Annotated in this window: 17 protein-coding genes, 1 tRNA gene and 2 pseudogenes; 2 read left to right on the plus strand and 18 right to left on the minus strand. The window is 62.0% G+C overall.

From position 1 onward, the window contains the following. The 4 genes and pseudogenes from NKJ23_RS32345 to rpsL form a co-directional block, all read right to left on the minus strand. Nucleotides 1-85, minus strand: a pseudogene (locus tag NKJ23_RS32345) (GTP-binding protein); the annotation flags it as partial. A 67-nt stretch (nucleotides 86-152) separates the two neighbouring features. Beyond that, complete coding sequence (gene fusA / locus NKJ23_RS32350) at nucleotides 153-2,243, minus strand: elongation factor G (RefSeq protein ID WP_023680448.1); 2,091 nt, start codon at nucleotides 2,241-2,243, stop codon at nucleotides 153-155. A gap of 30 nt (nucleotides 2,244-2,273) precedes the next feature. After that, nucleotides 2,274-2,744 (minus strand): 30S ribosomal protein S7, encoded by a 471-nt coding sequence (gene rpsG, locus NKJ23_RS32355; protein ID WP_008875664.1) that lies wholly within the window; start codon nucleotides 2,742-2,744, stop codon nucleotides 2,274-2,276. An 85-nt stretch (nucleotides 2,745-2,829) separates the two neighbouring features. Beyond that, entirely contained in the window at nucleotides 2,830-3,201 is a 372-nt protein-coding gene (gene rpsL, locus NKJ23_RS32360) for a 30S ribosomal protein S12 (RefSeq protein ID WP_006333356.1), read from the minus strand. Between the two features lie 462 nt (nucleotides 3,202-3,663). On the opposite strand from rpsL, the gene NKJ23_RS32365 reads away from it, so the two are divergent. Together NKJ23_RS32365 and NKJ23_RS32370 are read left to right on the plus strand one after the other, a co-directional pair. Further along, nucleotides 3,664-3,945 (plus strand): transcriptional regulator, encoded by a 282-nt coding sequence (locus NKJ23_RS32365; RefSeq protein WP_023680447.1) that lies wholly within the window; start codon nucleotides 3,664-3,666, stop codon nucleotides 3,943-3,945. A 123-nt stretch (nucleotides 3,946-4,068) separates the two neighbouring features. Then, a complete protein-coding gene (locus NKJ23_RS32370) occupies nucleotides 4,069-4,998 on the plus strand; it encodes a Gfo/Idh/MocA family protein (RefSeq protein ID WP_352684782.1) in 930 nt (309 codons plus the stop codon). A 49-nt stretch (nucleotides 4,999-5,047) separates the two neighbouring features. Here NKJ23_RS32370 and NKJ23_RS32375 read toward each other — a convergent pair. The 14 genes and pseudogenes from NKJ23_RS32375 to NKJ23_RS32440 all read right to left on the minus strand — a co-directional run. Then, nucleotides 5,048-5,715, minus strand: a pseudogene (locus tag NKJ23_RS32375) (O-methyltransferase). Between the two features lie 85 nt (nucleotides 5,716-5,800). Beyond that, nucleotides 5,801-9,997: a DNA-directed RNA polymerase subunit beta' gene (gene rpoC, locus NKJ23_RS32380; protein WP_352684784.1), complete on the minus strand. Its 4,197-nt coding sequence runs from the start codon at nucleotides 9,995-9,997 to the stop codon at nucleotides 5,801-5,803. Nucleotides 9,998-10,128: 131 nt separating this feature from the next. Beyond that, complete coding sequence (gene rpoB / locus NKJ23_RS32385) at nucleotides 10,129-14,265, minus strand: DNA-directed RNA polymerase subunit beta (RefSeq protein WP_023680443.1); 4,137 nt, start codon at nucleotides 14,263-14,265, stop codon at nucleotides 10,129-10,131. A gap of 283 nt (nucleotides 14,266-14,548) precedes the next feature. Then, nucleotides 14,549-14,926 (minus strand): 50S ribosomal protein L7/L12, encoded by a 378-nt coding sequence (gene rplL / locus NKJ23_RS32390; RefSeq protein ID WP_023680442.1) that lies wholly within the window; start codon nucleotides 14,924-14,926, stop codon nucleotides 14,549-14,551. A 54-nt stretch (nucleotides 14,927-14,980) separates the two neighbouring features. Continuing rightward, nucleotides 14,981-15,499 (minus strand): 50S ribosomal protein L10, encoded by a 519-nt coding sequence (rplJ, locus tag NKJ23_RS32395; RefSeq protein WP_008875657.1) that lies wholly within the window; start codon nucleotides 15,497-15,499, stop codon nucleotides 14,981-14,983. Between the two features lie 390 nt (nucleotides 15,500-15,889). After that, the gene (rplA, locus tag NKJ23_RS32400) at nucleotides 15,890-16,588 is read right to left on the minus strand and encodes a 50S ribosomal protein L1 (protein WP_023680441.1); all 699 of its coding nucleotides are present in this window, start codon (nucleotides 16,586-16,588) and stop codon (nucleotides 15,890-15,892) included. Nucleotides 16,589-16,592: 4 nt separating this feature from the next. Next, nucleotides 16,593-17,021 carry a 50S ribosomal protein L11 gene (gene rplK, locus NKJ23_RS32405; protein WP_023680440.1) on the minus strand — a complete coding sequence of 143 codons (429 nt, stop codon included), beginning with the start codon at nucleotides 17,019-17,021 and terminating at the stop codon, nucleotides 16,593-16,595. A gap of 160 nt (nucleotides 17,022-17,181) precedes the next feature. Next, entirely contained in the window at nucleotides 17,182-17,709 is a 528-nt protein-coding gene (gene nusG, locus NKJ23_RS32410; RefSeq protein WP_006333333.1) for a transcription termination/antitermination protein NusG, read from the minus strand. A 27-nt stretch (nucleotides 17,710-17,736) separates the two neighbouring features. Continuing rightward, complete coding sequence (secE, locus tag NKJ23_RS32415) at nucleotides 17,737-17,940, minus strand: preprotein translocase subunit SecE (RefSeq protein ID WP_023680439.1); 204 nt, start codon at nucleotides 17,938-17,940, stop codon at nucleotides 17,737-17,739. Between the two features lie 363 nt (nucleotides 17,941-18,303). Further along, nucleotides 18,304-18,379: transfer RNA gene (locus NKJ23_RS32420), tRNA-Trp, on the minus strand. A 77-nt stretch (nucleotides 18,380-18,456) separates the two neighbouring features. Continuing rightward, a complete protein-coding gene (locus NKJ23_RS32425; RefSeq protein ID WP_352684786.1) occupies nucleotides 18,457-18,972 on the minus strand; it encodes a hypothetical protein in 516 nt (171 codons plus the stop codon). A gap of 128 nt (nucleotides 18,973-19,100) precedes the next feature. Then, the gene (locus tag NKJ23_RS32430) at nucleotides 19,101-19,583 is read right to left on the minus strand and encodes a group II truncated hemoglobin (protein WP_352684787.1); all 483 of its coding nucleotides are present in this window, start codon (nucleotides 19,581-19,583) and stop codon (nucleotides 19,101-19,103) included. Between the two features lie 90 nt (nucleotides 19,584-19,673). After that, entirely contained in the window at nucleotides 19,674-21,389 is a 1,716-nt protein-coding gene (locus tag NKJ23_RS32435) for a COG3904 family protein (RefSeq protein ID WP_352684789.1), read from the minus strand. Between the two features lie 159 nt (nucleotides 21,390-21,548). Further along, nucleotides 21,549-21,929 (minus strand): EF-Tu C-terminal domain-related protein (locus NKJ23_RS32440; RefSeq protein ID WP_502902604.1); only part of this gene is annotated, 381 nt, incomplete at its 5' end.

A 21,929-nucleotide genomic window follows, 5' to 3' on the forward strand; every position in this document is an offset into this window, starting at 1 on the left:
TCAGCGACGTCTTGCCATGATCGACGTGACCAATCGTGCCAATGTTCACATGAGGCTTAGTGCGCTCGAATTTACCTTTTGCCATGTGATCTCTCCATTCCTGCCAGCCCGTGCGGGCCTTGAATTAAGTTACTGATGCAACTCGTTTCGAGTTACGCGTATTTCTTCTGGACTTCCTGGGCGACCGCGGTCGGGACCGGCTCGTAGTGGTCGAACTGCATCGTGTAGGCTGCGCGGCCCTGGCTCATCGAGCGAAGGTTGTCCACGTATTTGAACATGTTGGCGAGCGGCACCATCGCGTTGATGACCACAGCCACGCCACGGGCTTCCTGGCCCTGGATCTGGCCGCGACGGCCGTTCAGGTCGCCGATAACGCTGCCGACGTAATCTTCCGGCGTCACCACTTCGACCTTCATGATCGGCTCGAGCAACTGCACGCCAAGCTTGGGCGCTGCTTCACGGAAGCAGGCGCGGCCGGCGATTTCGAAGGCCAGAACCGACGAGTCCACGTCGTGGTAGGCGCCATCAATCAGCGTCGCCTTGACGCCGATCATCGGGAAGCCGGCGAACGGGCCCGAGGTCATGACGCTGTTGATGCCCTTTTCGACACCGGGGATGTATTCCTTCGGCACAGCGCCGCCGACGATCTTGGTTTCGAACTCGAATTCGCTGCTTTCCGGATTCGGCTCGAACAGTATCTTGACGCGGGCGAACTGGCCGGTACCGCCGGTCTGCTTCTTGTGCGTGTAGTCCTGCTCGTGCTTGCGGGTGATCGTCTCGCGGTAGGCCACCTGCGGCGCGCCGACATTGGCCTCGACCTTGAACTCGCGGCGCATGCGGTCGACGATGATGTCGAGGTGAAGCTCGCCCATGCCGGAAATGATCGTCTGGCCCGATTCCTCGTCGGTCTTGACGCGGAAGGACGGATCCTCGGCGGCCAGGCGGTGAAGGGCGAGACCCATCTTTTCCTGGTCGTTCTTGGTCTTCGGCTCGATGGCGATCTGGATGACCGGATCGGGGAATTCCATGCGCTCGAGGATGACCGGATGCAGCGGATCACTGAGCGTGTCGCCGGTGGTGGTGTCCTTGAGACCAGCGAGGGCGACGATGTCGCCGGCAAACGCCTCTTCGACGTCGGCGCGCGAATTCGCATGCATCTGCAACATGCGGCCGATGCGCTCTTTCTTGCCTTTCACGGTGTTGTCGACCGAGATGCCCTTGGTGAGCTTGCCCGAATAGATGCGGGCAAAGGTGAGCGAACCGACGAACGGGTCGTTCATGATCTTGAAGGCAAGCATCGACAGCGGCTCGTTGTCGTCGGCATGACGCTCGATCTCGGCGTCGGTCTTGGCGTCGACGCCCTTGATGGCCGGGACATCGGCCGGCGACGGCAGATATTCGACGACGGCGTCGAGCAGCGGCTGCACGCCCTTGTTCTTGAAGGCCGAGCCGCAGAACATCGGATAGAACTTCACCGCGATCGTGCCCTTGCGGATGAGCGCACGGATCTCGTCGTTGCTCGGCATCTTGCCTTCGAGGTAATTCTCGAGCGCCGTCTCGTCCATTTCGACGGCGGCCTCGATCATCTTCTCGCGGTATTCTTCGGCACGAGCCTTGAGGTCGGCAGGGATCTCGACGATGTCCCAAGCAGCGCCCAGCGTCTCGTCGCGCCAGACCAGCGCGTTCATCTCGACGAGGTCGACGACACCCTTGAACTCGGTCTCGGCGCCGATCGGCAGCTGCATGACGACGGCATGTGCACCGAGGCGCGAACCGATCATCTCGACCGAGCGGTAGAAGTCGGCGCCGATCTTGTCCATCTTGTTGCAGAAGATCATGCGCGGCACGCGGTACTTGTCAGCCTGGCGCCAGACGGTTTCCGTCTGCGGCTCGACACCGGCATTGGCATCGAGCAGCGCGATGGCGCCGTCGAGCACGCGCAGCGAGCGCTCGACTTCAATGGTGAAGTCGACGTGGCCGGGGGTGTCGATGATGTTGAAGCGGTGCATCTTGCCATCGCGACCCTTCCAGAAGGTCGTGGTCGCGGCGGACGTAATGGTAATGCCGCGCTCCTGCTCCTGCTCCATCCAATCCATGGTGGCAGCGCCGTCGTGGACTTCGCCGATCTTGTGCGACTTGCCCGTGTAATAGAGGACGCGCTCGGTGGTCGTCGTCTTGCCGGCGTCGATATGCGCCATGATACCGAAATTGCGGTAGTCTTCGATTTTATATTCGCGGGCCATGGGAGGTGCCTCTTCAGTCTCGTTCGCGCTTTACCAGCGGTAGTGCGCGAAAGCGCGGTTGGCTTCTGCCATCTTGTGGGTGTCTTCACGCTTCTTGACGGCGGTGCCGCGGTTGTTGGCCGCGTCCATCAGCTCGCCGGAGAGGCGGTCGACCATAGTGGTCTCGTTGCGGTTGCGGGCGGCGGCAATCAGCCAGCGGATGGCCAATGCCTGACGGCGCTCGGGGCGCACGTCGACCGGAACCTGGTAGGTGGCGCCGCCGACGCGGCGCGAACGCACTTCCACATGCGGCGCGACATTGTCGAGCGCCTGATGGAAGACGGTGACCGGCTCCTGCTTGGTCTTGGACTGAACCTGGTCGAGCGCGCCGTAGACGATGGTCTCGGCAACCGACTTCTTGCCGTCATACATGACGGCGTTCATGAACTTGGTGACGATCAGATCGCCGAACTTCGGGTCCGGATTGATCTCACGCTTTTCTGCACTGTGACGACGGGACATTTTTTCTCTGCCTCAATTCTACGCGGTGGCCTGGATCCCGGATCGTCGCTTGACGCCGCCCGGAACGACCTTGGCTACGCTTCGGTCACTTCGGACGCTTGGCGCCGTATTTCGAACGGCGCTGCTTGCGGTTCTTCACGCCTTGCGTGTCGAGCACGCCGCGGATGATGTGGTAACGGACGCCCGGAAGATCCTTGACGCGGCCGCCGCGGATCATCACCACCGAGTGTTCCTGAAGGTTGTGGCCTTCGCCGGGGATGTACCCGATCACTTCAAAACCATTGGTCAGGCGGATCTTGGCCACCTTGCGCAGCGCCGAGTTCGGCTTCTTCGGCGTCGTGGTGTAGACGCGCGTGCAGACGCCCCGCTTCTGCGGGTTCTGCTGCATGGCCGGGACCTTGTTGCGCTTCACCGGCGCAATGCGCGGCTTGCGGATCAGCTGGTTGACGGTAGGCATTAAACCCTCTTGTCTCTCAATTCCGTGTCTCGCCCGGTCAGGGCCGCTCAAAGCGTCATTTCCATACGCAAATTCGGGCCACAAACCGCGCCTCGCGGTCTTGCCCGAACAAATGGCAGAGGAAGCGGAAGCCGCTTCATGCACGCCGGAAATGTCTTTTCGCTCGTAAAACGAACCCTGTTTGAGGCAAACTCCAAAGCGTGTCGCTTCGGAAGCAAGAGCCTCACATCGGTTCTGACTGGGCGGCTTCTACTCGTATGGCCACTGTCCGTCAACCCCGGAGCGGCAAATATTGCGCTGAACCCGAGGCGTGGCAGCCATGCGAAAAGCGCATGTAATTTTCTTGCGCCGTTTTTCAAGAGGATGCCAGAAAGTGACCGGCTTGCGGCTGTTTCCAGGCCGTGCTTCGTGCGAAAAGGCGGCATGAGCAGCCCAAACCCCCTCGCCCGGAGGTACGAACCCGTGAATGACAATGAGGAGCGCCCGGTCACCATTATTACCGGCCGGGTGTGGAAGCGCAAAGGCGGCAAGCCGGAAGGCGTGCATGTGATGCTGGTCGCGCCGGACGACGATTCGGCGGTGCGCCGCGCTCTCGAATCGCTTGCCGCCGAAGGTTATGCCGAGGCAGAGCTCGATCAGATCGGCGACATGGACGGCGTGCCGGACGAGGAGCCGCATCTGTCCGCCTATCAGGGCGCGCTCGAAGGCGAAGTGTCGATCGTGACGTTCGATGTGCCGATCTGAAGAGATCTGAATCGCGGTCGATCTCACGGGCCGGCGACAAAGCCCGGCGACTTGCCCGGCACAAGTTCTCTGCTAAGAAGCGACCTCTGGCAAAACCAAGCACACTCAACCTGCGGAGTTCCCATGTCCTCTAATCCCATCAAGCTCGGCATCGTCGGCGTGGGAAAGATCGTCCGCGACCAGCACCTGCCGGCCTTGGCGAAGGACCAGGATTATCGCCTGGTCGCCGCAGCGAGCCGCCACGGCAAAGTCGAAGACATCCCGAATTTCCCGACGATCGAGGCGATGCTCGACTCGGTGCCGGAGCTCGAGGCGGTGTCGCTGTGCATGCCGCCGCAGTTTCGTTACGACGCCGCGCGCTTGGCGCTGGCGGCGAAAAAGCATGTCTTCCTGGAAAAGCCGCCCGGCGCCACGGTCAGCGAGGTCGAAGACCTGAAGGCGCTGGCGGCAGCGAACGGCGTCTGCCTGTTCGCCAGTTGGCATTCACGCTATGCGCCGGCTGTCGAAGCAGCGCGCACATTCCTCAGCTCGACTACGATCAGGTCGGCCGCCATCAACTGGAAGGAAGACGTGCGCCGCTGGCATCCGAACCAGGAGTGGATCTGGGCTCCCGGCGGCTTTGGCGTCTTCGATCCCGGCATCAACGCGCTGTCGATCGCCACCCACATCCTGCCGCCGATGTTCATCAGCTCGGCAGAGCTCGATTTCCCTGAAAACCGCGCGGCCCCGATCGCCGCCCATATCGCTTTCCGCACTTCGAACGGTCTGCCGGTGACGATGGAACTCGACTGGCGCCAGACCGGCCCGCAAAGCTGGGACATTCTGGCCGATACCGAGGTCGGTTCGATGGTGCTTGCGGGCGGCGGCTCAAAGCTCGCCATAGATGGCCGCGTCGTTCACGAGGAGCCGGAAGCCGAATACCCGATGCTCTACAAGCGCTTTGCCGAGATCGTGCGCGCCGGCACCTCCGACGTCGATCTCGCGCCCCTGCAGCACGTCGCCGACGCCTTCATGCTCGGCAAGCGCAATGTGGTGGAAGCTTTTTTCGATTGACGAGTGGGCGCCGGCCGGATCGCAGGTCTGGTCGGCGCACCGCACAAAATCAATTGACGATCGCTATTGCAAAGCCGTCATAGCCCTTGGCGCCAACAGTCTGGATCGCGGTGCCCTTCCAGACGCTTGTCGCTGCCAATGAACGAGAACGCCGCGCGTGCCCCTTCGACATTGGCGTCGCGACCATCTTCATTCACCACCGCGCCGTCACGGATGACATTGTCGCAGACGATGACGGTCCCCCGCCTCGAAAGACGCATGGCCCAGGACAGATAGTGCGGGTTGTTCGGCTTGTCGGCGTCGATGAAGATAAAGTCGAACAGCCCGGCATTCTCGGCGCCTAAGGCCGCAAGCGATTGAAGCGCCGGTCCGACCCGCAATTCCACACGGTCAGACACCCCTGCCCGTTCAAAGTTCGACCGCGCGACACTGGCGTGGTGCGGATCAAGCTCGAGCGTCACGACCCTTGCCGTCCATCGGCAATGCTCGCGCCATCCAGATTGTTGAGTAGCCGCCCAATGTGCCGATTTCGAGTACCTTCTTTGCTCCCTGCATTCGCGCAAGAAGTGACAGCAGCTTGCCTTGTGCCGGGGAAACGTCGATAGGCGGCAGGCCCTGATCATGGTTGGCCGCCAGAACGGCATCAAGAGCGGGATCCGCCTCGAAAAGAGCTTCGACAATGTAGTCGTCGACAGAAGCCCAAATCTTCCTGCTCATCGTTTCTTCTCCGATCCGATTGAGGAACCAAAAATGCGAAAAGGGGCCACTTAGGCCCCTTTTCTATCTTCTCTTGCTTGCGCGCTTACTGCGCGGCGTTAACCATGTCGGTCAGCATCGGCTCGGCGACCTCGACGCCGGACGCCTTGCGGCGCTCGTCGATGATCAACTCGTCGCGCGAGGTGGCGATGCGCCGGATCTGGCTCATCGTACCGCCGGTACCGGCCGGGATCAGCCGGCCGACGATGACGTTTTCCTTCAGCCCCTGCAGCATGTCGGTCTTGCCGGCAACCGCAGCTTCGGTCAGCACCCTCGTCGTCTCCTGGAAGGAAGCGGCGGAGATGAAGGACGGCGTCTGCAGCGAGGCCTTGGTGATGCCAAGCAGCACCGGCTGGCCTTCGGCCGGCTTCTTGCCTTCCTCGACCAGGCGCTCATTGACCTCTTCCAGCTCGATCACGTCGACGTGGTCGCCCGGAATGTAGGTCGAATCGCCCTGCGTGGTGATCTCGACCTTCTGCAGCATCTGGCGAACGATCACCTCGATGTGCTTGTCGTTGATCGACACGCCCTGCAGTCGGTAGACCTCCTGGATTTCGTTGACGAGGTAGGAGGCAAGCGCCTCCACGCCCTTGATCGCCAGGATGTCGTGCGGCGCCGGATTACCGTCGAGGATGTAGTCGCCCTTCTCGATGACGTCGCCGTCCTGGAGATGGAACGGCTTGCCCTTCGGGATCAGGTATTCGACCGGGTCAAGCGTCGAGTCATGCGGCTCGATGATGATGCGGCGCTTATTCTTGTAGTCGCGGCCGAAGCGGATCGTGCCATCGATCTCGGCGATGATGGCGTGATCCTTCGGACGGCGTGCCTCGAACAGTTCGGCCACACGCGGCAGACCGCCGGTGATGTCCTTGGTCTTGGCGCTTTCCATCGGGATACGCGCCAGCACGTCGCCGGGGCGAACCTGTGCGCCCGGCTCGACCGAAAGAATGGCCTCGACCGAGAGCAGGAAGCGGGCGTCGCCGCCCTTCGACAGCTTGCCGACCTTGCCCTTGGCATCCTGGACGACGATCGCCGGCTTGAGGTCGTTGCCGCGTGGCGTCGAACGCCAGTCGATGACCTCGCGCTTGGTGATGCCGGTCGATTCGTCGGCGGTTTCCTGAACGGAAATGCCATCGACCAGATCCTCGAACGCTACCCTGCCCTCGATTTCGGTGAGGACCGGGCGGGTATAGGGATCCCACTCGGCAATGCGCTGGCCGCGCTTCACCTTGTCGCCATCGTCGACGAAGATACGCGACCCGTAGGTGACGCGGTGCGTGGCGCGTTCCTTGCCGGCCTCGTCGAGGATCAGCACCGCCATGTTGCGGCCCATGACCATCAGCTGGCCGTCGGAGTTGCGCACCACGTTGCGGTTGCGGATCTCGACCTTGCCCTCGTAGGAGGCTTCAAGGAACGAGGAATCCACCACCTGCGCCGTGCCGCCCATGTGGAAGGTACGCATGGTGAGCTGGGTGCCCGGCTCGCCGATCGACTGCGCCGCGATGACGCCGACAGCCTCGCCCTGGTTGACGGGCGTGCCGCGGGCCAGATCGCGTCCGTAGCAGACCGCGCAGACGCCGACCCTGACCTCGCAGGTCAGCGCCGAACGGATGCGGACAGACTGCACGCCGGCCTTTTCGATCAGTTCCACGTCACGCTCGTCCATCAGCGTTCCGGCCTTGACCAGAACCTCGCCGGTGACCGGGTGGGTGATGTCGTCGAGCGAGGTGCGGCCGAGAACGCGCTGACCAACCGAAGCGACGACCTGACCGGCATCGACGATCGGCTGCATGGTGAGGCCCTTGTCGGTGCCGCAGTCGAGCGAGTTGACGATGCAGTCCTGCGCCACGTCGACAAGACGACGCGTCAGGTAACCCGAGTTCGCCGTCTTCAAGGCGGTGTCGGCCAGACCCTTGCGGGCGCCGTGGGTCGAGTTGAAGTACTCGAGCACGGTGAGGCCTTCCTTGAAGTTCGAGATGATCGGCGTCTCGATGATTTCACCGCTAGGCTTGGCCATCAGGCCGCGCATGCCGGCGAGCTGGCGCATCTGGGTGGGCGAGCCGCGCGCACCGGAGTGCGACATCATGTAGATCGAGTTCATCGGCTTCTGACGGCCGTTGTCCTCGAACTCGACCGCCTTGATGCGGGCCATCATTTCGTCGGCGACCTTTTCCGAGCACTTGGCCCAGGCGTCGACGACCTTGTTGTACTTCTCGCCCTGGGTGATCAGGCCGTCATTGTACTGCTGCTCGTATTCCTTGGCCAAAGCCTCGGTGTCGGAGACCAGCTTGATCTTGGCATCCGGGATCAGCATGTCGTCCTTGCCGAACGAAATGCCGGCACGGCAGGCATGGCTGAAGCCGAGAGCCATGATGCGATCGCAGAAAATGACCGTCTCCTTCTGACCGCAATGGCGATAGACGGTGTCGATCATCTTGGAGATGTTCTTCTTGGTCATCTCCTGGTTGGCGGTCTCGTAGGGCACGTTGTGGTTCTTCGGCAGCAGCTCGCCGATGATCATGCGGCCAGGCGTGGTGTCGTGGATCTTCGACACGACCTTGCCGTCGGCGTCGACCGTGCGGAAGCGCCCCTTGATCTTGGCATGCAGCGTCACCGCCTTGGTCTCGAGCGCGTGCTGGAGTTCGCCCATGTCGGCAAACACCATGCCCTCGCCCGGCTCGTTCTGATTGACGATCGAGAGATAGTAGAGACCGAGAACCATGTCCTGCGACGGCACGATGATCGGCGCACCGGAAGCCGGGTGCAGGATGTTGTTAGTCGACATCATCAGCACGCGGGCTTCGAGCTGCGCTTCCAGCGACAGCGGCACGTGGACCGCCATCTGGTCGCCGTCGAAATCGGCGTTGAAGGCCGTGCAGACCAGCGGGTGAAGCTGGATCGCCTTGCCTTCGATCAGGATCGGCTCGAACGCCTGGATACCGAGGCGGTGCAGCGTCGGTGCGCGGTTCAAAAGCACCGGATGCTCGCGGATGACCTCGTCGAGGATATCCCAGACCTCCGGACGCTCCTTCTCGACCAGCTTCTTCGCCTGCTTGACGGTCGAGGAGTAACCCTTGGCGTCGAGACGGGCGTAGATGAAGGGCTTGAACAGCTCGAGCGCCATCTTCTTCGGCAGGCCGCACTGGTGCAGCTTGAGCTCCGGACCGGTGACGATGACCGAGCGGCCGGAATAGTCGACGCGCTTGCCGAGCAGGTTCTGGCGGAACCGGCCCTGCTTGCCCTTCAGCATGTCGGACAGCGACTTCAGCGGACGCTTGTTGGCGCCGGTGATGACGCGGCCGCGGCGGCCGTTGTCGAACAGCGCATCGACGGCTTCCTGCAGCATGCGCTTTTCATTGCGCACGATGATGCCGGGCGCGCGCAGCTCGATCAGCCGCTTCAAGCGGTTGTTGCGGTTGATGACGCGGCGATAGAGGTCGTTCAGATCCGACGTGGCGAAACGGCCGCCGTCCAGCGGGACAAGCGGGCGCAGATCCGGCGGGATCACCGGAACCACCTTCATGATCATCCATTCCGGACGGTTGCCGGATTCCATGAAGTTCTCGACGACCTTGAGCCGCTTCAGGTACTTCTTCTGCTTGAGCACGGAGGTGGTCGAAGCCAGCTCAGAACGCAGATCGCCGGCGATTTTCTCGAGGTCCATGCCGGCCAGAAGGTCGTGGATCGCCTCGGCGCCGATCATGGCGGTGAACGAATCCTCGCCATACTCGTCGACGGCCATCATGTACTCTTCCTCGCTGAGCAGCTGGTGCTCCTTCAGCGCGGTGAGGCCGGGTTCGGTAACGATGTAGTTCTCGAAGTAGAGGACCCGCTCGATGTCCTTCAGCGTCATGTCGAGCAGCGTGCCGATGCGCGACGGCAGCGACTTCAGGAACCAGATGTGGGCGACCGGTGCCGCCAGCTCGATATGGCCCATGCGCTCGCGGCGGACGCGCGACAGCGTGACTTCGACGCCGCACTTCTCGCAGATGACGCCCTTGTATTTCATGCGCTTGTACTTGCCGCACAGGCACTCATAGTCTTTGATCGGGCCAAAAATGCGCGCGCAGAACAGGCCGTCACGCTCCGGCTTGAAGGTGCGGTAGTTGATGGTCTCCGGCTTCTTGATCTCGCCGAACGACCAGGACAGAATCTTCTCAGGGCTGGCAAGCGAGATCCGGATGGAATCGAACACCTGCGCAGGCGCCTGGGGATTGAAGAGATTCATGACCTCTTGGTTCATGCCGTTCTCCTTTTCGGGGTCCTCGAAAACCCCTTGCATCTAGCGCGGGCCAAACGCCCGCCGACTTGATCGGCCATCGGCCGAGAATTTGGTGCGTCCGGTCGCGGGAAGACCGCGGCCGGACGTCTTGCTTACTCGGCCGCGTCGGGCAGCCGGATCGGGTTGTCGTCGAGCTTGGTGTTCTCCAACTCGACATTGAGGCCGAGAGACCGCATTTCCTTGACGAGAACATTGAAGCTCTCGGGGATGCCGGCCTCGAATGTGTCGTCGCCTCTGACGATCGCCTCGTAGACCTTGGTGCGGCCGGCGACGTCGTCCGACTTCACCGTCAGCATCTCCTGCAGCGTGTAGGCGGCGCCGTACGCTTCGAGCGCCCAGACCTCCATCTCGCCGAAGCGCTGACCACCGAACTGCGCCTTGCCGCCCAGTGGCTGCTGGGTAACGAGCGAGTACGGCCCGATCGAACGCGCGTGGATCTTGTCGTCCACAAGGTGGTGAAGCTTGAGCATATATATGTAGCCCATCGTCACTTTGCGATCGAACGGCTCGCCGGTGCGCCCGTCATAGAGCTGCGACTGACCGCTGGTGTGCAGGCCCGCCTGCTCCAGCATGATGTTGATGTCGGCCTCGTGCGCGCCGTCGAACACCGGTGTCGCGATGGAGACGCCGCGGCGCATCTGCTCGCTGAGGCGAACGATGCTCTCGTCGTCATATTCGCGGACCGGCTCGTTGCGGTCGTTGGAAGGCATGAAGCTCTCGAGCGTCTTGCGCAGCGGCTTGATGTCGCCCGCCGTCTTGTACGCATCGATCAGATCGCCGATTTTCCTGCCCATTCCGGCGCAAGCCCAGCCCAGATGCGTTTCCAGGATCTGGCCGACATTCATGCGGCTCGGCACACCCAGCGGGTTGAGCACGATATCGGCATGCGTGCCGTCCTCGAGGAAAGGCATGTCCTCGACCGGAACGATCCGCGACACGACACCCTTGTTGCCGTGCCGGCCGGCCATCTTGTCGCCGGGCTGCATCTTGCGCTTCACGGCCACGAAGACCTTGACCATCTTCATGACGCCCGGAGGCATCTCGTCGCCGCGCTGCACCTTCTCGACCTTGTCCATGAAGCGCTGCTCAAGCGCCTTCTTGGAATCGTCGTACTGGCCACGCAGGGCTTCCAGTTCGCTCTGGAGCTTTTCGTTCTCCACGGCAAACTGCCACCACTGCGAACGCGGATACTCGTCGAGCGTGTCCTTCGACAGCTTCGAGCCTTTCTTGAAGCCCTTCGGCCCGGCAATCGCCTCCTTGCCGACGAGAACGTCGGAAAGGCGCGAATAGACGTTACGGTCGAGGATCGCCTGCTCGTCGTCGCGGTCCTTGGCGAGGCGTTCGATCTCCTCGCGCTCGATCGCCATGGCGCGCTCGTCCTTCTCCACGCCGTGGCGGTTGAAGACACGCACTTCGACGACGGTGCCGAAGGTTCCCGGAGGCATGCGCATCGAGGTGTCGCGCACGTCCGAGGCCTTTTCACCGAAGATGGCGCGCAGCAGCTTTTCTTCCGGCGTCATCGGGCTTTCGCCCTTCGGCGTGATCTTGCCGACCAGGATGTCGCCCGGCTGCACTTCCGCACCGATGTAGACGATGCCGGCCTCATCGAGGTTCTTCAGCGCTTCTTCCGAGACGTTGGGAATGTCGCGCGTGATCTCCTCCGGCCCCAGCTTGGTGTCGCGGGCCATGACTTCGAACTCCTCGATGTGGATCGAGGTGAAGACGTCGTCGGCGACGATGCGCTCGGACAGGAGGATGGAATCCTCGTAGTTGTAGCCGTTCCACGGCATGAACGCGACCAGCACGTTACGGCCGAGGGCCAGATCGCCGAGCTCGGTCGACGGGCCGTCGGCGATGATGTCGCCCTTGTTGACCCGGTCGCCCATGCGCACCAGCGGACGCTGGTTGATGCAGGTGTTCTGGTTCGAACGCTGGAACTTCATCAGCCGGTAGATGTCGACGCCGGACTTGCCGGGATCGAGATCTTCCGTGGCGCGGATGACGATACGCGTCGCGTCCACCTGGTCGACGATGCCGCCGCGGCGGGCGCCGATGGCGGCGCCCGAGTCACGGGCGACGATCGGCTCCATGCCGGTGCCCACGAACGGCGCTTCGGCGCGCACCAGCGGCACGGCCTGACGCTGCATGTTCGAGCCCATCAGCGCACGGTTGGCGTCATCGTTCTCGAGGAACGGGATCAGGGCCGCGGCCACCGACACCATCTGCTTCGGCGACACGTCCATCAGATCGACGTTTTCGCGCGGCGCCATCATCACTTCGCCGGCGTTGCGGCAAATGACGAATTCGTCGACGAAATGACCATTCTTGTCGAGCTCGGCATTGGCCTGCGCGACGTGGTGCTTGGCCTCTTCCATAGCCGACAGGTAAACGACCTCATTGGTCAGCTTGCCGTTGACGATCTTGCGGTACGGGCTCTCGATGAAGCCGTATTTGTTGACGCGCGCGAAGGTCGCAAGCGAGTTGATCAGGCCGATGTTCGGGCCTTCCGGCGTCTCGATCGGGCAGATGCGGCCGTAATGCGTCGGGTGCACGTCGCGCACTTCGAAACCGGCACGCTCGCGGGTCAGACCGCCCGGTCCAAGCGCCGAAAGACGGCGCTTGTGGGTGATCTCCGAAAGCGGGTTGGTCTGATCCATAAACTGCGACAGCTGCGAGGAACCGAAGAACTCGCGCACGGCGGCAGCCGCCGGCTTGGCGTTGATCAGGTCCTGCGGCATCACCGTATCGATTTCGATCGAGGACATGCGTTCCTTGATCGCGCGCTCCATGCGCAGCAGGCCGACGCGGTACTGGTTCTCCATCAGCTCGCCGACCGAGCGCACACGGCGGTTGCCGAGATTGTCGATGTCGTCGATCTCGCCCTTGCCGTCGCGCAGTTCGACCAGCGTCTTGACCACGGCCAGGATGTCGTCCTTGCGCAGCACGCGCACGGTATCCTCGGCCTTGAGCTCGAGGCGCATGTTCATCTTGACGCGGCCAACGGCCGACAGATCATAGCGCTCGCTGTCGAAGAACAGCGAGTTGAACATGGCTTCAGCGGTTTCCAGCGTCGGCGGCTCGCCGGGGCGCATGACGCGGTAGATGTCGAACAGCGCGTCCTGGCGGCTCTCGTTCTTGTCGACGTTGAGCGTGTTGCGGATGTAGGCGCCGACGTTGACGTGGTCGATGTCGAGCACCTTGATCTCATCGTCACCGGTGCCAAGCAGCACTTTCAGCGTCTTTTCGTCGATCTCGTCACCGGCTTCGAGGAAGATCTCGCCGGTCGCGTAGTTGACAATATCCTCGGCAAGGTAGTTGCCGAGCAGATCCTCGTCGGTCGCCTTGATCGCCTTGAGACCCTTTTCGCCAAGTGCCCTGGCCTGGCGGGCGGTGATCTTCTTGCCGGCCTCGACGACGACTTCGCCGGTGTCGGCGTCGACTAGGTCACCAACGGCCTTGAGGCCGCGGAAACGCTCGACGTTGAACGGGATGCGCCAATGGTCGCCGGCGCGCTTGTAGGTGATCTTGTTGTAGAAGGTCGACAGGATCTCTTCGCCGTCCATGCCGAGCGCCATCAGCAGCGACGTCACCGGAATCTTGCGGCGGCGATCGATGCGGGCATGCACGACGTCCTTGCTATCGAACTCGATGTCGAGCCACGAACCGCGATAGGGAATGACGCGCGCGGCAAACAGAAGCTTGCCGGACGAGTGCGACTTGCCCTTGTCATGGTCGAAGAAGACGCCTGGCGAACGGTGCATCTGCGAGACGATGACGCGCTCGGTGCCGTTGACGATGAAGGTGCCGTTCAAGGTCATGAGCGGCATGTCGCCCATGTAGACGTCCTGCTCCTTGATGTCCTTGATCGACTTGGCGCCGGTATCCTCGTCGATATCGAACACGATGAGGCGCAGCGTCACCTTGAGCGGCGCCGCATAGGTCAGATCGCGCTGACGGCATTCGTCAACGTCGAATTTCGGTCCCTCGAACTCATACTTCACGAATTCCAGCATCGAGGAGCCGGAAAAATCGGAAATCGGGAAGACCGACTTGAAAACTGCCTGCAGTCCCTCGTCAGGACGCCCACCCTTGGGCTCCTCCACCATCAGGAACTGGTCATAGGATGCCTTCTGAACCTCGATCAGGTTCGGCATCTCCGCAACTTCCGGGATCTTTCCGAAAAACTTGCGTACGCGTCTGCGGCCATTGAAAGTCTGGGTTTGGGCCATCGTCGCTCCTTAGCTCAATTCTCGGGACGAGCCTCGCCGCGGCTCGCCTTGCATCTCGGGCCACCTTGGCGGCCCTGTCTTGTTGCCCGCCGCCTGTCGGCGGCTTCTTGTCTTTTCACCCGCCGCCAATTGGCGGCGGGCCAGAAACGGGAGAAAACCCGTTTCCTGAAGGCCGGTTTGCGGCCCTCAGGAAAGAGGTTTTCGCACTCTTCGCGTTACGCAGCCTCCCTTCGACGCGAAAGGAGTGGCGGACGGCGCGACGCCGTCCGCCGGTACTCAACGCTTACTTCAGTTCGACCTTGGCGCCGGCTGCTTCCAGCTGGGCCTTGAACTTGTCCGCGTCGGCCTTGGAAACGGCTTCCTTGACCGGCTTCGGAGCCGCCTCGACCAGGTCCTTGGCTTCCTTGAGGCCAAGACCGGTGATGGCGCGAACTTCCTTGATGACGTTGATCTTCTGAGCGCCTGCCTCGGTGAGGACGACGTCGAATTCCGTCTTTTCCTCGACCGGAGCAGCAGCGGCCGCAGCGCCGCCGGCAGCGGCAACCGCCACCGGAGCAGCGGCGGAAACGCCCCACTTTTCTTCAAGAAGCTTCGACAGCTCGGCCGCCTCGAGGACGGTCAGCTTCGAAAGGTCGTCTACGATCTTTGCCAGATCAGCCATTGCAATGTTCCTTCATAAGGTTCGAACGTGTGTTTGTGATAGCGAGGAACGGCCTCATGCCGCCTCGTCCTTCCGGGCGTAAGCGCCGATGACGCGCGCGACCGAAGCCGCAGGCGCATTGACGATCTGGGCGATCCGGGTTGCCGGCGTGGCGATCATGCCAACCAGCCTGGCGCGCAGCTCATCGAGCGACGGAAGTGTGGCGAGTGCCTTCACACCGTCGGCATTGAGCGAGGTGGTACCCATTGCGCCGCCGAGAATGACGAGCTTGTCATTTCCCTTGGCGAAATCGGACGCGACCTTCGGCGCCGCAATCGGATCCTCCGAATAGGCGATCAGCGTCTGCCCCTTGAACAGCTCGATGATCGATGCGGAGTCCGTGCCCTGAAGAGCGATTTTGGCGAGACGGTTCTTCGCGACTTTGACGGTGCCACCGGCGGCGCGCATTTTCGACCGAAGGTCGTTCATTTGCGCGACGGTGATACCGGCGTAGTGGGCCACGACGACTGAACCAGCGCTTGAAAACGCATCATTCAGGCCCGTGACGAGTTCGCGTTTTTCCGCTCTGTCCACTGCCTATCTCCAGTTGACCCCTGCCCTCTACGAAGGACAGGCGTCGGGTTGCCTTTTGCCGGCCGGGCCATCCAGTAACGGATCTCCCGAACGACGCTCGAGGATCCTGCCCCCTTTCGCCACCTGCCGGCAAGCCGGACGGTGCGCAGACAAAAGGCAAACACGGTTCGAACCTTTCATTGGAGCTTGCGGCTCCTTTGTCCGGTCTTCACCCGTCTCATGCAGGCCCGCATGAATTAAGGCCCACATCACCTAAGGTTTGGGGGCCGCCTGCAATCTCGGACAGGATGTCCGGAAGTCTTTCGACTTCCGGTACCGGGCCGCCGACAGGTCGGAGGCCCGGAATTCTTTCACGGATCAGCGTTTTAGCGGCCGATCCAATTCTTCGTATCAGGACGCTGCCAGCGTCGAGACGTCGAGCTTGAGGCCCGGACCCATCGTCGAGGTGACCGACACCTTCTTGACGTAGTTGCCCTTGGCACCAGCCGGCTTTGCCCTGGTCACCGCATCAGCGAAGGCACGGACGTTTTCTTCCAGCGCCTTGACGTCGAACGAGACCTTGCCGACGCCGGCGTGAACGATACCGGCCTTCTCGACGCGGAACTCGACGGCGCCGCCCTTCGATGCCTTGACGGCGGCGGTAACGTCGGTGGTGACGGTGCCGACCTTCGGGTTCGGCATCATGCCGCGCGGACCGAGCACCTTGCCGAGACGGCCGACCAGCGGCATCATGTCCGGCGTGGCGATGCAGCGGTCGAAGTCGATCGTGCCCTTCTGGACGATGTCGACCAGATCCTCGGCTCCGACGATGTCGGCGCCGGCGGCCTTGGCCTCCTCGGCCTTGTCGCCACGCGCGAAGACGGCGACGCGAACGCTGCGGCCGGTGCCGTTCGGCAGATTGACCACGCCGCGGACCATCTGGTCGGCATGGCGCGGGTCGACGCCGAGGTTCATCGCGACTTCGATCGTCTCGTCGAACTTCACCGAGGAGCGATCCTTGAGCAGCTTCAGCGCCTCACCCAAAGCGTAAGCCTTGTTGGGATCGATGCCTTCGCGGGTCTTCGATACACGCTTTGCAATCTTTGCCATGATCTCAGCCCACCACTTCCAGACCCATCGAGCGGGCGGAGCCCTCGACCATGCGCATGGCCGCCTCGACGTCGTTTGCGTTCAGATCCTTCATCTTCTGCTCGGCGATGGCGCGCACCTTGTCGCGGCCGATCGTGCCGGCCTTGACCTTGCCCGGCTCCTTCGAGCCCGACTTCAGGTTCGCAGCCTTCTTCAGGAAATAGCTCACCGGCGGCGTCTTCATGACGAAGGTGAACGACTTGTCCTGGTAGTAGGTGATGACGACCGGAACCGGCGAGCCCTTTTCCATTTCCTGGGTCTGCGCGTTGAACGCCTTGCAGAACTCCATGATGTTGATGCCACGCTGACCAAGCGCCGGGCCGATCGGGGGCGACGGCGTGGCCGATCCCGCGGAAACCTGGAGCTTGAGCTGGCCTGCAATTTTCTTAGCCATCTCTCTTCCTGCCTTTTCTCATGCCGGTCTTGCCAGCGGTTGCAGTCTGGTGGTGCGGTCCGCGCGGCCGGCTAAAGCCGCATTCGCCTCCCACCCGTTTTTGGCCGCGCGATCTCCGCGCCGCCTTCCCTGCCGCCGAAACCGGTGCAGGGATTTCGGATCAGCCCTTCTCGACCTGTCCGAATTCCAGATCGACCGGCACGGCGCGCCCGAAGATCGAAACTTCCACCTTGAGCCGCGCCCGCTCCTCGTCCACTTCCTGGACGAAACCGTTGAAGGACGCGAATGGTCCATCCGAAACGCGGATCGCTTCGCCGATCTCGAACGTCACCGACGGCTTCGGCCGCTCGACGCCTTCCTGAACCTGGTTCAGGATACGCTGGGCCTCGGCTTCGGTGATCGGCACCGGCTTGGAGTCGCCCAGGAAACCGGTGACCTTCGGCGTGTTCTTGACGAGCGAGAACACGGCATCGGTCAGATTGGCCTTCAACAGCACATAGCCCGGAAAGAACTTGCGCTCGGCATCGACCTTGCGGCCGCGGCGGATCTCGACGACCTTCTCGGTCGGCACCACGATCTGCTCGATGTCGGCGGACAGGCCCTTCTGCTTGGCCTTGTTCTCAATGTCCTCGGCGACCTTCTTTTCAAAGTTCGAGTAGGCGTGGACGATGTACCACCGCGCGGTCATTTCAAGACTTCTCCGTAATCGCCGGACTTACTGTCCGAGGCCGAGGATTTTTTCGACCGCAAAGCCCATGGCCACGTCTGCGGTAAAGAAAAAGATCATCGCGATGACCGCGAACACAAGGACCATCACCGTCGAGATCATCGTTTCGCGCCGCGACGGCCAAGTGACCTTGGCGGTCTCCGCGCGAACCTGCTGGAGAAAGGTGAAGGGATTTGTGGTTTTCGAAGCCATATGCCGCTCTGTCTGCAAGACCCGTTGGCCGGGCCTCCTGGATGATCCCGCTGGCCGGGACGTGCCGCTTGAGCGTGCGTTCGCGCCGAATCAGCGCAATCATTTCGCCCATGCAAATCAGACGCGTAAAGCCGGCTTCCCAGCTCCACGCGTCGCGTGTCTGTCTCGTCTACATAAAACCGATTCTTGATCCACGCAAGTGGCAAGTGTCCGCTTTATGGCCAAACGCCGCCTCGGAACCATCCAGTCGTTCCGTCCCGGCTATGCGGCCCTTATGCCGCAACTTATGCTATATGGCAAGTCACAAGCCGGTTTTCAAAGGCCGCACCGCAAAAGAATCGTTTTAGGTATCCATTCGAAGAATGGCACGGGCAGCAGGGCTCGAACCTACGACCTGCGGTTTTGGAGACCGCCGCTCTACCAACTGAGCTATGCCCGTATGCGCATGTCGGCGCAGCAGGCGCTTCCTAAAAGCTTCCGCGCACTCTGTAAAGAGCGACGTGCGCTACCCGGCCTTCATCTTCGAAAGTCCAGGCGTCCTCCCGGCCATTTCCCGTCGATCCGTTGATTGCTGACGATCAAGCCGACCCAGGGACGCACGATTTCCGGGTCGGTCAGATTGATGTATTTTCCCACCAGCCCTTTCGCACCCTGGCGCCGGGCATCGATGAGCCCTTTGCGCACGCCATTATGCCAATCGAACAGCAGGTAAACTCTCTCTCCCGCCGTCTTCACCTCGCCCCAGCCAGACTTCCATTTATCCTTGCTGTCGCCTGGAATCGTGGGATCGGCACCGCCGTTCCAACGGCTGGACCAGCTGCCTTCGATGGTGTCGTTGCGGTCGCGGTCGCTTTCGGTGCCCCAGGCCTCGGCATTTTCATCGCTTGGAGTTCCCTCCAGTTTCACGCCGGCGGCGAACGCCGACACCTCCTCGTCGTCGGGAGTAGGGACGTCCATGACGCCAAACGGATTTCGGAGTCCGCGGTCGCTGTCAAAGACGCTGTCTGAATTTTTCTTGCCTTCCGATCTCATCGCAAAGCCTCCGGTTTTCAATGTGGCCCGCCATCCGACGGCGACTTTAAACCGTTAGCCTGGAGGACCGAGACCTCCATAGCCACCCGTTTTCCTGGCCGGCAGGCTTTCGACCGATTCGCGCGCGGTCAGGTTCCCGAAGGCGGCTTGTAGGGGCCGCCCGGCACCCCCCAACCCCAGGCCGGCATTGGTTCCGTCTCGGGGTCGCAGGTCGGGCCCTTGTTGGAGTTCATCCTGGCCAGCCGCGATCCCCATTCGACATAGGCCATGAAGGCCGAGCGGAATTCGGGATCGTCAGGCAGCCCGATCTCGTCGGCGGCGTCGGCGAGAAGATTGATCCAGCGCCGGCGCTGCTCCTCGGTCAGATGCTTGCCGAGATGGTGCATCACCATCTCGCGATGGCCGCCATGCTTTTCGCTGTAGGTTTTCGGTCCGCCAAAGACTTCGCCGATGAAGGCTGCGACGTGAGCGGGATGGTCCGGCGACATATGTTTGAACACCGGCCCGACGATGGGATCCCGAGAGACGCTGTCGTAGAAGGTTTGAGTCAGGCGGTTCAGCGCTTCGGAGCCGCCGGCCCATTCAAATAACGTCGGGACATCCTGGCTCATTCGCGATCCCTCCCATGCTGGTCTTTGCTGGACGATAGCGGAAATATCGAGCGCCGCTCAACCTGCCTCGATGGGCAGTGCAAGGTTGCGCTAAAGCTTCGCCGGCGTTTCTGCCTCGGCGCTGGCGGACGGCAGAACGCGGCAGTTGTCGGGCTTCGGCGACGACTTGCAGATGGTGGCGCCCGTCAGCGCGTCCACCGATTGCGGCCCCGTCGTCAGTCCAACCTTCAGCATTAGGTCGGGTTCGAGCTGGCGCTCGACCGAGCGCTGCTCGAGCGCGGCGAACAGACCGGGACCAATCGCCATGTCCTCGAGATAGGGCTTAATTATCTGCTGCTGTCCCATCAGGTACATGCCGAGCCGCGCTTGCGGACCGACAAACCGTCTGACGCCGCCGGCAAGCATGAGCGCGCACGCCGAATCGCATGCCGCTCCCGAATCGACGGTCAGGCCGGCATAGGCGCCCTCTTTAGCCAAGCAACTCCACTCTCCCGGGTCGCAGCCAACGAAATCGGTCCGGGCGACGGCGATGTCGAGCTTCTTTTCGTGGATAAGTCGCCCCACCGCCAGAGCACTGAACAGGTCGCCTCCTTGTGAGCTGACCACCACCGGCAGCCGTCGGTTGCCAAGCATGGCGAGCAACTGGCGCAGCTTCTGCGGGGTCTGAGGCGCAATCGCGCCTTCCGCCGAGATCCATTCCGGGCAGTTGGGATTGCACAGCGGATTGCTGCCGCGAACCACAACGAAGCGCATCTCCGGCGCCCCATTCCCTGGCGCTGCCTCGACCGGCTGGGTAGGTGCCGCCTTCGCCGGCTGAGAAAGTGGGACTTGAGCCGGTTGAGAAGGTCTGGCCTTCGCATCGATCGCTGCCACCTCGGCCGGCTTGGCATTCGCAGGGATTTCCTTGCAGTTCGCCGGCGCCGGGCTCCGCCGGCATATGGCTGCTTCCGTCAGGATGTCGACGGACTCGAGGCTGGTGACGAGCTTCATCGCCAGCATATCTCCCGGCTTGATCTGCCTTATATCGCTGGCTGGCGTTGCCTTCATGATATCCAGCACGCCCTTATCAATACCCATCTCCTTCAGATAGGCCGATAGCCGCCTCTCCAGCGGCTTGTTCATCTCGTAGGTCTTGTAGCTGCCGGCGTCTCTTCGGCTGACGATCCGGGTGCTGAGGATCTTTTTCTTGCCCTTCACCATACGATAGGTGGTGCGGTACAGCAGGTTCGTCCGGATATAGGTCGTGGTGATCTGATGAACGCCGAGAAAGGCCCATTCGCCTACCACGCGCCGCGTTCCGCCGGCAAACATCAGCGGACAGGCGGAATTGCAGATGGCGCCGCTGGCATAGCTGAACCCGAAATAGGCCGCGCCCTTGCCGTCATTGGCCCGGCAATTCTTCATCTGCGGCTCGCAGCCGTAAAACATCGTCGCGCCGACAGCGATATCGACCTTGTTCTTGCGGATCATACGGCCGAGTTGAAGCGCTGCATCGACATTGCCGCCCGGAGAATTGACGACGATCGGCAATTTGCGGCCACCAAGCGTCTTCAACGTGCGTTTGAGCAGGGCGGGCGTGCCGGCTTCTATGGTGCCTTCCGCCGAGATCCATTCCGGGCAGTTGGGCTCACAGCCCGGCGCGGTGCTGCGCACGACAACAAACCGCATCGTCGGGCCAAGATCGGGCGTGGTTTCTGTTATAGCTGCCGCCAGGGCATCAGCGTACCCCGCAATGAGCAACGACACCAGGCAGATCAGGCCTAGCGACCACCATGCCTGGCTATGCAAACGGCGCCATGGAACCATTCGGGCAGCCCCCTCGATGCAACCTATACTAGTTATGGCAGAGGCGCTTGCAACAGGATTTGAAGCAATGCGGTTAATCCATTGCCAGAATATCGGAATCAAAAAGGGCGGCCCGAAGACCGCCCCTTTGCATCCGATCTCAACCTGCAGCGCCGTCGATTACTCTTTGATGGTGACGACGATGCCGGCACCGACGGTGCGGCCGCCTTCACGGATGGCGAAGCGCAGCTTCTCTTCCATGGCGATCGGCACGATCAGCTCGACATCGACGGTGATGTTGTCGCCCGGCATCACCATCTCGGTGCCTTCCGGCAGCGACACGATGCCGGTCACGTCCGTCGTGCGGAAATAGAACTGCGGACGGTAGTTGGTGAAGAACGGCGTGTGGCGGCCGCCCTCGTCCTTGGTCAGGATGTAGGCTTCGGCAACGAACTTCTTGTGCGGCTTGACGGTGTCGGGCTTGGCCAGGACCTGGCCGCGCTCGACGCCCTCACGGTCGACACCGCGCAATAGCGCGCCGATGTTGTCGCCGGCCTGGCC

Origin of the sequence: Mesorhizobium sp. M0184 (assembly GCF_040322215.1) — a bacterium.
GTDB lineage: Bacteria > Pseudomonadota > Alphaproteobacteria > Rhizobiales > Rhizobiaceae > Mesorhizobium.

Coding starts and splice junctions, on each gene's coding strand:
- fusA (WP_023680448.1), bottom strand. CDS start 2,243: ATGGCCCGCGAATATAAAATCGAAGACTACCGCAATTTCGGTATCATG.
- rpsG (WP_008875664.1), bottom strand. CDS start 2,744: ATGTCCCGTCGTCACAGTGCAGAAAAGCGTGAGATCAATCCGGACCCG.
- rpsL (WP_006333356.1), bottom strand. CDS start 3,201: ATGCCTACCGTCAACCAGCTGATCCGCAAGCCGCGCATTGCGCCGGTG.
- NKJ23_RS32370 (WP_352684782.1), top strand. CDS start 4,069: ATGTCCTCTAATCCCATCAAGCTCGGCATCGTCGGCGTGGGAAAGATC.
- rpoC (WP_352684784.1), bottom strand. CDS start 9,997: ATGAACCAAGAGGTCATGAATCTCTTCAATCCCCAGGCGCCTGCGCAG.
- rpoB (WP_023680443.1), bottom strand. CDS start 14,265: ATGGCCCAAACCCAGACTTTCAATGGCCGCAGACGCGTACGCAAGTTT.
- rplL (WP_023680442.1), bottom strand. CDS start 14,926: ATGGCTGATCTGGCAAAGATCGTAGACGACCTTTCGAAGCTGACCGTC.
- rplA (WP_023680441.1), bottom strand. CDS start 16,588: ATGGCAAAGATTGCAAAGCGTGTATCGAAGACCCGCGAAGGCATCGAT.
- rplK (WP_023680440.1), bottom strand. CDS start 17,021: ATGGCTAAGAAAATTGCAGGCCAGCTCAAGCTCCAGGTTTCCGCGGGA.
- nusG (WP_006333333.1), bottom strand. CDS start 17,709: ATGACCGCGCGGTGGTACATCGTCCACGCCTACTCGAACTTTGAAAAG.
- secE (WP_023680439.1), bottom strand. CDS start 17,940: ATGGCTTCGAAAACCACAAATCCCTTCACCTTTCTCCAGCAGGTTCGC.
- NKJ23_RS32425 (WP_352684786.1), bottom strand. CDS start 18,972: ATGAGATCGGAAGGCAAGAAAAATTCAGACAGCGTCTTTGACAGCGAC.
- NKJ23_RS32430 (WP_352684787.1), bottom strand. CDS start 19,583: ATGAGCCAGGATGTCCCGACGTTATTTGAATGGGCCGGCGGCTCCGAA.
- NKJ23_RS32435 (WP_352684789.1), bottom strand. CDS start 21,389: ATGGTTCCATGGCGCCGTTTGCATAGCCAGGCATGGTGGTCGCTAGGC.